Genomic DNA, 12,518 nt, shown 5'->3' with positions numbered 1-12,518 from the left:
AGAGGCAGCGCGACAGCGCCGGATCGGCGAGCGCTGCCAGCCAGCCGATCGCATGCGGCTCGGCCATCATGATCTGGTGCCTCAGGATTTCGATGAAGATAATTTCCGTCAGTCGCGGCAGCATCGAGACGCCGCCGGCCCGTGGCCTGTCGACCTCCTCGACCATCTGGCGGATGGTGGCGCGCAGCCAGTCACCGTCATTGGCGGCCCGCGTTCTGACATGGATAAGGCTCGGCAGGGACTGCCGAAGCGGCGCGAAGCTCAGCCCGTCCCATTGCAGGTAGCCGCAGAGCAGCCGCACGCCCTGCGTCTCGTCGCTGTAACGCAGCACGGGGATTTCCCGCCATGGCTTTCGCGGCAGGTCGCGGGTCGGCAGCACCAGCATGCCGTCACTGCCCGCGCCAAGCTGATGGCCGGTGCCGAAGGGAAAGACCAGCACGTCGCCTGCTTCCAGATCCGTCTCTTCGCCTTCCGTTTTCAGCCAGCAGCTGCCGGCGGCGACGATGTGAAACGGCATCGTGCCCGAGGCCTTTGCCGAAAGGCTTGCGAGCGAGGGCGTGGCATCCGTCTGCCAGTCGCCGGTCGGCATGAAGCAGAATTGCAGCGATCCCGACAGGCGGATCGTCGAGAGCAGCGCCGACAGCACATCGTCACGCGCCACGCCGCCGGCATCGTCTGGATTTTCGGACAAGGCTTCACGCATCCCGGCCAAATATGCGCGCCGCGCGTCCTCCTATCATCGACACGTTCACTGCAACTCGATTGGGAGAATACTATGCAAACGCCAAGCGACAAACTGGTCGTGCTCGTCACCAAGGGTATCGAATCCGAACTGTCCTCCGTCGCCTTCACCATTGCCAATGGCGGCATCACCGCGGGGCTGAAGGTCTCGGTGTTCCTCACCAGTACCGGGATCGACCTGGTGCGCAAGGGCGGCCAGCGCATGACGCATGTGCCGCCGCTCGAACCGCTCGCGAGCCTGATCGAGAATTTCCAGCAGCGCGGTGGCACGATCTGGGCCTGCCCGCCCTGCGTGACTTCCCGCGGCTACAACAAGGAAGATTTGCTCGACGGCGTCGTCATCGTCGGCGCCAGCGCCATGCATGCCGAGATCAAGGAAGGTGCTGCGACGCTGTCGTTTTGACCGGGGAAAGCCGGGTTGGGCGGGCGTTGAGGAAAGCGTCTTACACCGGCATCCCGAAACTTTGATGATCTGCGGCATTCTTGCGCTCGGAAATATACTTGTGTGATTGGGTCGATATACATGCGATACTGCATGATGAGGGCGGCACGGGCTTTCGGGGGCTTCAATGACATGCGTGAAGGTCAATGAACTGCTATCGGTGGCGGGGCAGCCCGACGCCGCAGCCTTCGCCGCTTTCGCCGCAGACGGCTTTGCTGCCGTCATCAATGCCCGGCCTGATGGCGAGGAGCCGGGCCAGCCGGGCAATACGGCCGAAAAAGCTTCCGCCGCCGCCGCCGGGCTCGCCTACAGCTTCGTGCCGGTGAAGGGGTCCGAGATCACTGAGGCCGATATCTTCGCCTTCCAGGCGGCGATGGCGCAAGCGAAGGGGCCGGTCGTCGCCCATTGCAAGAGCGGCACGCGGGCGCTGACGCTCCATGCGCTGGGCGAGGTGCTCGATGGGCGAATGAAGCCTGGGGATGTCGAGGCCTTCGGTCAAAACCTCGGCTTCGATCTTGCCGGCGCGCGACGTTTTCTGGAGAAGCGGGCGGGGCAGGCGCCTCATGTAAAGGCCTTCTTCGAGCCCCGCACCTGTAGTGTGCAATATGTGGTTTCCGATCCGGCGATGAAACGCTGTGCCATCATCGACCCGGTGCTCGATTTCGACGAGATGTCGGGGGCGACGGGGACGGCCAATGCCGATGCCATCCTCGCTCATGTCGAAAGCGAAGGGCTGACGGTCGAGTGGATCCTCGACTCCCATCCACATGCCGATCATTTCTCCGCCGCGCATTATCTGCATGAAAAGACCGGCGCTCCGACGGCGATCGGCATCCATGTCACCGACGTCCAGACGCTCTGGCAGGAGATCTACAACTGGCCGGCGCTTAAAACCGACGGCTCGCAATGGGACCGGCTGTTTGCCGATGGCGACACGTTCGAGATCGGTGCGCTTAAAGCCCGCGTGATGTTTTCGCCCGGCCATACCCTTGCCTCGGTGACCTATGTAATCGGCGACGCCGCCTTCGTGCACGACACGGTGTTCACGCCGGATTCCGGCACGGCGCGCACGGATTTCCCGGGCGGCAGCGCTAGCGCCCTCTGGCAGTCGATCCAGGCCATCCTGTCGCTGCCCGAGGAGACCCGCCTCTTTTCCGGCCACGATTATCAGCCCGGCGGCCGGCACCCGCGCTGGGAAAGCACGGTGGCGGCGCAGAAGCGCGCCAATCCGCATATATCAGGCATCGATGAGGCCGGCTTCGTGGCGCTGCGCCAGGCACGCGACCGCACGCTGCCGAAGCCGAAGCTTATGCTGCACGCGCTGCAGGTCAATATCCGCGGCGGGCGGCTGCCCGAGCCGGAGGGGAATGGCAGGCGGTATCTGAAGATACCGCTGGATGCGTTGTAGGACGTGAGTCAGGGATCGGATGTTGCACGCCTCGTAAAGCTGTTCCTATGCGGTAGAGATCGCTCCCATTGTTCAGACAGCGCTTCTATATCGGCTTACAAGGCATTCCCCACCTGTACAGCCGGTATCCATAAATGGATAAGGGCCGCCAGCTCCATCGGCCCGAATCAGGCCCTCCAAGGGAGCGCTTAAGACCCGTTCAATGGCCAAGAACTAGGCGTTCCAATACTGTCCGACCCCTGAATAAGAGCTTATTGCCGGTGATATACTGACGATCGAACGGGAAAAACAGCAAGCTGAACTGAGTCATATCGCGAAAGTTGTGGATACTCCAGGTTCAGCGGTCGATTCTGAAGACACGCATTCCATTTTCTATAGTTTATTTGTCTGTGATCGAGAGATTCAAATTAAAAACTAGCTGTTTGATTTTGCGAGGCAACCATGATTCTGCGCTTTCTTGCAATCCTGGCTGGTGTAGCCCTTGCCTCGTGCCAACCAAGCGACGGCACCTACCTCATGCGGGGACCGGGCTATGAGTTGAACGCCCAGCGCGCCGCCGGAACGTCCCGTGATCTTTATGCCTATATGAGCGTCATGTGCGCCGATGCCGGTCTTGCTCCCGTGACGGCGGGGTACGCCAGGGGTTGCCCGAGCAGGCTGGAAGCGAACGGATACCAGACCATGCTGCAGGCCGGCTTCAACGAGATCAACTCGGGATGCAAGGCCTATGTCCAGTTCATTTTCGAAGAGCGGATGCGCGAGCGCCGGTTCAAGAGCAGCAATTCCGCAATCCAGGCCTTCATCAGCGGCGTGCTGACGATCGAGAGCGCCGGAACTCAGCTGTTTTCATACCTGATATTGTCGTCGACGGCGGCCAATGCATTTTACGACGCCTCCCGGATCGACCCCCTGCAGGGCATGACCGTCGAAAACATCCTGAAGATCGTCGATGAGCGGCAGGCCGCCTTCGAAAAGGCAGCCGCATCAAGAGCGATCACATCGAGCCCGCAGCTCGTCCGGGTTTGGCGTGAATATCAATGGCTCTGCACGCCGCTGGCGATCAACTCGGATTTCAACGCGCTCGCGGCGGCGAGCATCGACGGCACCAAGGTCGATTTCGACGCGGATGCCCGCAAGGTTGTCAACCGCATCACCGGGACTATTGAAGGGGTCAAGAAATTTAATCAGGACGAAGGGCTGAAGCCGACCCCGAAAGCCGGGTCGGTGGATGGCGCCGTCAGCGCCGTCGAGAAGGAGCTGACGAACGATCAGGTGATGCGACTTCAATCGGCGCTGTGCACGACGCGCGACGGGAGCTTCGGCCAGGGCACACGGGCGGCCATCAATGTGTGGCGCAGGATGTTCTCCAAGGGAAAGCTGGAGGACGCCGAATTGAATCAGGGCCTGTCGTCGAACGATATCCTGTATCTGCTGCATACGCCGAGTTGCAGCTCTCTCGGCTACAAGACTGCCGCCGAGCGCGGATTTCTCTACGATGCCCCGGCGATGGAAAAGACCGCGACGACGGTATCGGTCGCATCGGGGCGCGCCCAGAACCTCCTGTTAATCGCCGAAAAGCTCGGAGTCAGCATCAGCACCGGGGAGACCAAGATCGACTCCGGCTTGAGGGCTGCCATCAAGAAAAAGCGAGAAGCGCTGACGCTGCCGAAAGGCGACTACATCGACTATGAACTGTTCATGAAGCTATTCAGCTAGCAGGGGCACGAGATGAATATTTATCGAACCAATCGACCCTTTGTGAAACTCTTCAATGCCGCGGACGCCGTGGACGCAACTGAAGTCCTGGGCATAGGTTTTTCCCGGTTCGTCGGTGACGGCACGGCGCAAAACGGCCGCCTCAAGGTCACGCGGGAAGGGGAGACAGAGCCAACATGGTGGGTCGATCAGGGCAGTCTGACCATCTTGACGGCCGAGGAATTGAAGATCGAGTTCCCGCCGATCGTCGATCTGGAGTTTTATGAAGACGCGGCGCTTGCCGCGCGAGCACTGTCCGGCGTTCTCGATGCCGGCGGCATGAATGTCGAATATCTCCTGCTGCTTGCCTGGGCCGAGAGCGGCTGGACTAACACCGACGCCCAAGGGCGCGACGGCGCGGATGCCGATCTCGCCGGGCCGATCGGCCCCTATCGGTTCGACGGAGATGTCTGGTCATCTCTCCTGAAAGATAAGGACTATCAAGAGGTTCTGCGTGGCTTTGGCGACTCCGACCGGATCAAGCCGCAGGCGCAGTGCTTCTTTGCCGCCGCTCTTGCCAATCGATTGCAGCGCGCTCTGAAATCGAAGATCGCCGGCCTCGACCCGCCGGCCTGGTTGCTGCGGCTCGGCCATCGTATCGGCAAGGACGCGGCCGTCCGGTTCGCCCAGCTGGCCGATGGCGATGTGGTGTCGAAGACGGTCGATGACGTCAGGGCGGTCTCGGCTGCGACGGTCAACGCCAATCCCAAGCTCTTTGCGAACAAATCCGACTCGACGAAGTCGGAGGTCGTTGCGGCGATCAGGGCGGAATTCGAAAGCGGAAAGCGGGCGGTGGTGAAGCGCCTGACCGATTTGGTGCAACTGTCGTCTGTCGACGGTATCATCAACGGGGGCAGTCCCGATATCCGGCCCGGCATCCTGGGTTTCCTGGATTTCATTGGGAGATATGAAGCCCAGGGCAATTACAATGCCGTGGTCGATCGCTGGAAGAATGAAAACAACCCCAGGCTCGTAGCGATGAGCATCGCGCAGGTTCAGGCCTATCAGGCGACGCTGCATGGGCGAGATGCCTGTGGGAAATACCAGATCATCAAGGGAACCCTGGGAGGCAATTTCGCAGTCGCGGGCCTCTCGCAAGACCGGCTTTTCGATGCCGACGCGCAAGACCAGATCGGCTTTTACCTGCTGATGACGGTGCGGGGAGGCGAGGCTTTCCTGAAGTCCAACAGGAATGAAGACCAATTCAAAAGATTCGCTTTGGCGGTGGCGCAGGAGTGGGCTGCAATGCCGGTTCTTGAAGCGATGACTGGCCACAGGGGCGTGCAGCTAAGGCGCGGCGACAGTTATTATTCGGGAACGGCAGGCAACAAGACACGACTGCCGGCAGAGGACTTCGAAGCCGCGATTCGGAAATTCATGGCTGAGACCTAAAACCTTTCCGCCGGTGCCTCCGGCCAAGACGAGCGGCTTGGCTGATGTCAACGATATCGAGATGTATTACGCCGAGTATGGCGAGGGCGGCGATCCGATCCTGTTCATTCATGGCGGCCTCGGCAGCGCAGACGTCTGGGGTAATCAGGTCGCGGATTTCGCCAAAGACCATCGGGTGGTCGTCGCTGACAGCCGCGGGCACGGGCGTTCGACGCGGAGCGCCCAGCCCTTCGGCTATGATCTGATGACCTCCGATTATGTGGCGCTGCTCGACTATCTCAAGATTGACAAGGTGACGCTCGTCGGCTGGTCGGACGGCGGCATCATCGGCATCGACATGGCGATGAAGAACCCGGAAAAGCTGGCTCGGGTGATCGCCCAGGCCGCGAACGTCACGACGGACGGCGTCAAACCCGATGTCATGACCAACAAGACTTTTAGCCACTACATCGACGTCGCTGGCGAATCCTACAAGAAGATTTCGCCGACGCCGAACGAGTACGATGCCTTCGTCAACCAGATCTCGGAGATGTGGGCGACGCCGAGGACCTCGGCAAAATCAAGATCCCCGCCGCGCAGCCCCTTTATACAGCAACGGCAATGTACAAGGATAAGCGACCGTGGAGAATACCGCGCCGGCGCTGGAGGATGCCGCGGTTTGCTCTTGCCGTTCCATCCCATGGAGGCTTGTCGTCATATCCGCCAACCGCTATCTGGTGCTGATCCTGGGCGTACCCGCCGCGAACGACAAGGCCTTTCATGATCCCCGATTTCCTCGTCACCCATTCCGGTGGCTTTCATGCCGACGAATTGCTGTCGAGCGTCATCCTGACCCGACTTTTCCCGCAGGCGCGTATCGTCCGCAGCCGGGCGCCGGAGTGGATCACGCCGGGCGAAGACCGGATCATCTACGACGTCGGCGGAGCTTATGACCCAGTTGCCGGGATATTCGATCACCACCAGCGCGGCGCGCCGCTGCGCGAGGATGGCCAGCCCTACAGCTCGTTCGGGCTGATCTGGAAGCATTACGGCCGTGACTATCTCTCAGCCTCCGACCTTCCCGAAGCGCATGTCGAGGCGATGCATGGCGCTTTCGACGACGGCTTCGTGCTGCCGATCGATCTGACTGATAATGGCGCGCTCAGCCCATCCGGGCCGCTGGCCGGGCTGACGCTGCCGGTGCTGCTGGAAACCCTGAAACCGGTTTTCGACGAAGCGGACCCTGAGGCCGATGATCGTGCCTTCCACGCGGCCCTTGCCATTGCCCGCAGTTTCGTCGAGGCCAGGATCGCCCAAAGTGCCGCAAAATTGCGGGCCGAGGCGATCGTGCATCGGGCAATCGAGGCGGCGGGGCAGGGGCGTGTTCTGGAATTACCGAGGGGTATGCCCTTCCGTCCCGCCATCGTCAAGGCGGGCGCCGATCACCTGCTGTTCGTCGTTCACCCGCGTGAAAAGGATTGGTGCGTGACCGGCATTCGCCGCGCCGAGGAAGGGTTTGAGCTCCGGGCCGACCTGCCGTCGGCCTGGGCCGGGCTCACCAATGGCGCATTGGAGGTGGTGTGCGGCATTGAGGGCGCAAGCTTCTGCCACAACGGCCGCTTCATCGCCGCCGCTAGGACCCGCGAGGCTGCTCTCGCCATGGCCGAGTTGGCGGTAAAGGAGGCGCTTTCGATCGGGGCGCAGTCAAATGGCGGCAGCTGAGGTTGCAAGGTCATTAGTCCGACATTGAATAATATTCCCCCATCTTCGCCGTCTGAGCGAATCTGCGGGTGCCCTACGGTGCGAGATCGACATGGTGGGCGCCGTGCGGTAGCGGCACGCGGCCGAGCCGCTTAAGCGCCGGCCGGTCGCCTTTTGCGACGCGGAAGACTTCGAGCCCCGGGCCGGCCTCGGGCCCGGCCCCGTCATGGCCCTGGAACACGGTGGCGAGGAAGTGGTCTCCTGTCCGATCGAAAGTGCCGCCTTCCGGCAGGGAACCCTCGAAGGGATAGTCGGCGAGCCTGGAGATGGCGCCGGTTGCCGGGTCGAAGCTCAAAAGCGTGACGCTGGCGTCGCGATGGAAGCGGGCAGAGCCCGGCGGGAAGGCTGTGCCGCGCATGTTGACGGTGGCGACGAGCTGGCCGTCCGGGCTGATGGCGATGCCCTCGGAGGAGAGGCCGGTCTCGGCGCCGCCGAGGAGATCGTGGCGGGCCGATTGCGGCGATGTCGCGGGATCGGCGAGCCTGATGACGCTGATCGTCGACGGTGTCTGCGGAATACGGCCCTCCAGGTTCTTGGCGGTGAAGTTCCGCCCCCAGTTGGCGGTGAGATAATGGCGCCCGTCGGGTGTGAAACGGCCGACGAAGGGATCGGCGCCAACCTCCACGACATTGCCCCATGGGCGCAGAATGCGCACGTCGCCGGCTCCGGTGACCTCGAAGAAGGCGATCCGGTTTTGCGTATTGATATTGACTGCCAGAAAGCGGCCTGAGGGATGCCAGTGGACGTTGGTCGCGGTCACGCCGCCGCGCGGGGGCGGCTCGGATCCTCTCACCCCGAGGTCGGCAAGGTCGAACCGGGCGAGGCGGCTGAAGCGGCCATCGCGATAGGCGACGATCTGGACGAAGCTTGCCTCCGGCGTGTTGGAAACGACGGCGACGCTCTCTCCATCAGGACTGAGGGACAAGGCCTCGGGGAAGGCTTCGATCTCCACCGTGTCGGAGAGGCGGAGTGCCGCGCCATCCGAAAGGTCGACTGCGAAGAGCCGCCGGCCCGGCGGCAGGTCGCTGATCCTGTTGCCGCCCTTTGGACGTTCGCCCAGCCTTTCCGTGACGAAGGCGGTTTGCCCGTCTTCGCTGAGGGCCAGAATTTCAGGCGCCGAGGTCACCGAATTGGAGACCGGTATCGATGCCGTGATGATCGTGTCCCCGGCCGGCGACATGATCGTCAACAGATCGCGATAGCCGGCATTTCGCGGCGCAAGCTCAGCGGTGCCGTAGGTCCGGGCGAGAAAATCACCGTCGGAGATGACGGCGATCCGGCTCGCAGAGATGCGGCGGAGAATCTCGGGCGCTGCTTGCGCGCCCTCGGCAGCCTGCGTGCTCTGGGGCGCGGCGAGGCTAAAGGTGATGGCGAGCGTCGCGGCGGTGAGGGCTGGTCCGTTCATGATCCTGCTCCCTTGTTGGCGGTCCTTTGAAAATGCCGCCGATGCTGATAATTTTCCAATCGTAATCCTGTCACCTGTGATAGGTATTTCGCATCAGGAGGCTGTCCTGGACATCCGTACGCTCGCCTGTTTCGTGGCCGTTGCCGAAGACCTGCATTTCCGCCGCGCGGCGGAACGGATGAACCTGACCCAGCCGGCGCTCAGCCAACGGATCCGGGTGCTGGAAGGCGAGGTCGGGACCGATCTCTTCGAGCGCGACCGCCGCGGCGTGGCGCTGACGCCGGCGGGCGCGGCCTTCCTCGGCCCGGCCCGCGAGGCGGTGCTGCATGCCGGGATGGCGAAGGCCGAAGCCCTGCGGGCGGTGCGCGGCGAGGTCGGGCGCCTGCGGCTCGGCTTCACGCCGATCGCCTTTTACGGCGTCCTGCCGGAGGCGGTGCAGGCGTTTCGTGCCCGCTACGCGCAAGTCGATGTCGATCTCATCGAGATGAGTTCGCCTTTGCTGGAAGCCGCCCTTGCATCGGGCGACATCGACCTCGGCGTGCTGCATCCACCGCTTTCGCGGGATCTGATCATCCACTCCCTGCCGGACGAGCCGTTCGTGCTGGCGCTTCCGGCGACGCACCGGCTGGCGAAGCAGCCGGTCATCCGCGTCGCCGATCTTGCCGGAGAGCCCCTGTTGCTTGCGCCGCGGGCGATCGGTCCCAGCATATACGACCGTGTGATCGCCCTTTTCAGGGGCGAGGGCATCAGCCCCCGGATCGTCCAGGAGGTGACGCCGATGACGACGCTGGTTGGCCTCGTTGCGGCCGGAACCGGTCTCGGCTTCGTCACCTCGGGCATCGCGAAAGCCGCCCGGCCGGGCGTCGCCTACCGCCCTGTCCTGCCGCCGCCGCCATCCCTACCGATCGCCGCCGCATGGCGCCCGCCGGCATTGTCGGCGAGCGGCGAGCGCTTCCTGGAGATCGTGAGAGGGTTGGTTGTGGAAGGAGCCGCATCCGGGGGAGGTCGACCTTGAGATGCTCGGGCCAAAGGCTGGAGCCTCGAAGGCCCAGGAGAGCCTCATGCTGAGATGCGCAGCCCGCGGGGCAAAGCCTCGAAACACGAGGCGGGCAATCGGCGTGCCTGGGCCGCTCTCGCCATGGCCGAGCTGGCGGTAAAGGAGGCGCGTTCCATCGGGGTGTAGTCAAATGGCGGCGGCCGAGGTGGCGCGAGGCCAGCATCATATCCGGTCCTGGCGGCAGGTCGCTGATCCTATGTTGCCACCCTGCGGACGTTCGGCCTGCCTTTCCGTGACGAAGGCGGTTTGCCTGTCTTCGCTATCCGGCCTGCAATGTCGCCATCTTGGCGCCGAAGCCGATGAAGACCACGCCTGTCGCGGCTTTCAGCCAGCGCTGGAAGCGCTGGTTGCGCGCAGCTCTGGCGAGCCTCGCAAAGATCATGACCATCGAGCCGAACCAGATGACGTTGAGGCTGGCATGGACGGTGACCAGAAGGAAAGCCTCGCCGATCGCGGCCCGGCCATTGGCGTCGTGGTGGATGAACTGCGGGAAGACCGCGAGGTAGAACATCGACACCTTCGGATTCAGGGCGTTGGTGAGGAAACCCTCGAGGAAGGCGCGGGGAAGGTGCCTTATCTTACGGGAAGGGGTCGCTGACGTTACGGCAGCATAACCGCGCCAGGCGCTGACCAGCGCCTTGATGCCGATCCAGCAGAGATAGGCGGCGCCAATCATCTTGACGACGAGGAAGGCCTGCGCCGACTGCGCCAGCAGCAGGGAGATGCCGCAGATCGACAGGGTGCCGTGCACATAGAAGGCGGCGACGAAGCCGGCAATATTGGCGAAACCGGCGCCACGCCCCGACGTCGGCACCGTCTTGGCGATGAGGACGCCGTTGGGGCCGGGGGAAATGATCAACAACGCGGTGACGAAAGCAAAAGACAGAATTTCAGCAATCGACATTGCGCGCCTTTCCTGGGCCCGGTTTCGACTGTGGGGGCTTCGAGCAAGTATGTCGTCGCCGATACCGGCGTCAATATCCAATCTTCGAGGGTGACGGACCCTCCTGGGAGGACTGGAACAGGCCCGGCCCGCGTCCAAATTGCGGAACCGATTGACTTGCACCCGCGAAGGACTAAGCTTTATGCCATAGCAACCACCACTCACACGCGAGAGATAGCGGAGGGCGTGAGTGGCTGGCGACCTTGAGGAGGATGAGGTTTGCCGTGGATTACCGTGTTGTTCTGCTGATCGCCACATCCGTCATTGCTCTTTGTCCTGGTAACGCCGGGGCGCAGGAGGGCGATGCGACGGCGGGTGCTGCCGTCTTCAAGAAATGCGCGACCTGTCATGTCGCCGATTCCGATACGAACAAGGTCGGCCCGTCGTTGAAGGGGCTGTTCGGCCGGAAGGCCGGAACGCATCCAAATTACGCCTATTCGGCCGGGATGAAGGCGGCCGGCGAGGGCGGTCTCGTCTGGGACGAGATGGTGCTGCGCGACTATCTGCACAATCCGAAGGGGAAGGTGAAGGGTACGAAGATGGCCTTCGTCGGGGTGAAGGACGACCAGGAAATCACCAATCTCATCGCCTATCTCAAACAATATTCCAAGTGATGGGCAATATTCCAAGTGATGGGCAACATTCCCAGCGACGGGCAATACTCCAAATGGCGGCTCGCGCCTGGGGGCGCATGCCTAAATTGCCGTAATTGCCGATATTTTCTATCTGTGCGATAATAAACACGGGCTTTTTGCGGAATGCGGTTTCACGGGTCGACCTGCTCGAGGAGGAGCGGACATGGCTGTCGTGCTGATCCTCGTCCTGATTGTCGTCGGCTCCGTGCTGTTCCATGTGCTGAGCCCGTGGTGGTGGACGCCGATCGCGTCCAACTGGACCTATATCGACACTACCCTCGTCATCACCTTCTGGATCACCGGTATCGTCTTCGTGGCGGTGGTTTCGTTCATGGCCTATTGCGTCTTCCGCTTCCGGCACAAGCCAGGCAACCGGGCACATTACGAGCCCGAGAACCGCAGGCTGGAATTGCTGCTGGGAGGGGGAACGGCGGTCGGCGTTGCGGCGATGCTGGCGCCCGGCCTGATCGTGTGGAACCAGTTCATCACGGTGCCTGCCGATGCCGCATCGGTCGAGGTCGTCAGCCAGCAATGGCTGTGGAGTTTCCGGCTGCCCGGAGCCGACGGAAAGCTCGGCCGCGCCGAGACCGGCGACGTCACCCCCGAAAACCCGCTCGGCCTTGATAAAAACGACGCAAGCGGCCTTGACGACGTCATCATCGAGGGCGGCGAACTCCATCTGCCGATCGGCAAGCCGGTGCATATATTGCTGCGCTCGGTCGATGTGCTCCATGATTTCTACGTGCCGGAATTCCGCGCCAAGATGGACATGATACCCGGCATGATCACCTATTTCTGGTTCACGCCGACGCGGACAGGGACCTTCGACATCCTCTGCGCCGAACTCTGTGGCGTCGGCCATGGGCAAATGCGCGGCACCGTCGTTGTCGAGGAGGATGCGGACTACCAGACCTGGCTCGGGCAGCAGCAGACATTCACCCAGCTTACGGCGTCATCGGGAGAGATGCCGCCGGCAAACTGAACCCCAGCGGTCGCAGAC

Annotated in this window: 11 protein-coding genes and 1 pseudogene; 9 read left to right on the top strand and 3 right to left on the bottom strand. The window is 62.5% G+C overall.

Annotated elements, in window-relative coordinates:
• Window positions 1-703 (bottom strand): cupin domain-containing protein (locus tag RWK44_RS33705; protein WP_316030065.1); only part of this gene is annotated, 703 nt, incomplete at its 3' end.
• Window positions 704-775: 72 nt separating this feature from the next.
• Between RWK44_RS33705 and RWK44_RS33700 the strand changes: the two genes are divergently transcribed.
• The 6 genes and pseudogenes from RWK44_RS33700 (at window position 776) to RWK44_RS33675 (ending at window position 7,439) form a co-directional block, all read left to right on the top strand.
• A complete protein-coding gene (locus RWK44_RS33700; protein WP_131663693.1) occupies window positions 776-1,144 on the top strand; it encodes a DsrE family protein in 369 nt (122 codons plus the stop codon).
• A gap of 166 nt (window positions 1,145-1,310) precedes the next feature.
• Window positions 1,311-2,591 carry a bifunctional sulfur transferase/dioxygenase Blh gene (gene blh / locus RWK44_RS33695; RefSeq protein ID WP_316030064.1) on the top strand — a complete coding sequence of 427 codons (1,281 nt, stop codon included), beginning with the start codon at window positions 1,311-1,313 and terminating at the stop codon, window positions 2,589-2,591.
• 441 nt (window positions 2,592-3,032) lie between these two features.
• Window positions 3,033-4,307: a hypothetical protein gene (locus RWK44_RS33690; RefSeq protein WP_316030063.1), complete on the top strand. Its 1,275-nt coding sequence runs from the start codon at window positions 3,033-3,035 to the stop codon at window positions 4,305-4,307.
• Window positions 4,308-4,319: 12 nt separating this feature from the next.
• A complete protein-coding gene (locus RWK44_RS33685; RefSeq protein WP_316030062.1) occupies window positions 4,320-5,738 on the top strand; it encodes a hypothetical protein in 1,419 nt (472 codons plus the stop codon).
• 4 nt (window positions 5,739-5,742) lie between these two features.
• Window positions 5,743-6,279, top strand: a pseudogene (locus RWK44_RS33680) (alpha/beta fold hydrolase); the annotation flags it as partial.
• Between the two features lie 218 nt (window positions 6,280-6,497).
• A complete protein-coding gene (locus RWK44_RS33675; RefSeq protein WP_316030061.1) occupies window positions 6,498-7,439 on the top strand; it encodes an MYG1 family protein in 942 nt (313 codons plus the stop codon).
• Between the two features lie 73 nt (window positions 7,440-7,512).
• On the opposite strand, the gene RWK44_RS33670 is transcribed toward RWK44_RS33675, so the two are convergent.
• Window positions 7,513-8,883, bottom strand: a complete 1,371-nt coding sequence (locus RWK44_RS33670; protein WP_316030060.1) for a lactonase family protein — start codon at window positions 8,881-8,883, stop codon at window positions 7,513-7,515.
• Between the two features lie 76 nt (window positions 8,884-8,959).
• On the opposite strand from RWK44_RS33670, the gene RWK44_RS33665 reads away from it, so the two are divergent.
• Window positions 8,960-9,898, top strand: coding sequence for a LysR family transcriptional regulator (locus RWK44_RS33665; RefSeq protein WP_316030059.1), 939 nt, complete (start codon window positions 8,960-8,962; stop codon window positions 9,896-9,898).
• Between the two features lie 301 nt (window positions 9,899-10,199).
• On the opposite strand, the gene RWK44_RS33660 is transcribed toward RWK44_RS33665, so the two are convergent.
• Window positions 10,200-10,844 (bottom strand): LysE family translocator, encoded by a 645-nt coding sequence (locus RWK44_RS33660; RefSeq protein ID WP_316030058.1) that lies wholly within the window; start codon window positions 10,842-10,844, stop codon window positions 10,200-10,202.
• Window positions 10,845-11,107: 263 nt separating this feature from the next.
• On the opposite strand from RWK44_RS33660, the gene RWK44_RS33655 reads away from it, so the two are divergent.
• The gene (locus RWK44_RS33655) at window positions 11,108-11,497 is read left to right on the top strand and encodes a c-type cytochrome (protein ID WP_131663684.1); all 390 of its coding nucleotides are present in this window, start codon (window positions 11,108-11,110) and stop codon (window positions 11,495-11,497) included.
• A gap of 184 nt (window positions 11,498-11,681) precedes the next feature.
• The gene (locus RWK44_RS33650) at window positions 11,682-12,500 is read left to right on the top strand and encodes a cytochrome c oxidase subunit II (protein WP_025395085.1); all 819 of its coding nucleotides are present in this window, start codon (window positions 11,682-11,684) and stop codon (window positions 12,498-12,500) included.
• Window positions 12,501-12,518 lie beyond the last annotated feature (18 nt).

It is taken from the genome of Rhizobium sp. 25PS6 (assembly GCF_032464655.1).
In the GTDB taxonomy this organism is placed as follows: domain Bacteria; phylum Pseudomonadota; class Alphaproteobacteria; order Rhizobiales; family Rhizobiaceae; genus Rhizobium; species Rhizobium laguerreae.
Note: the sequence above shows the minus strand (reverse complement) of the source record. Positions and strands in the feature narration are given on the sequence as shown.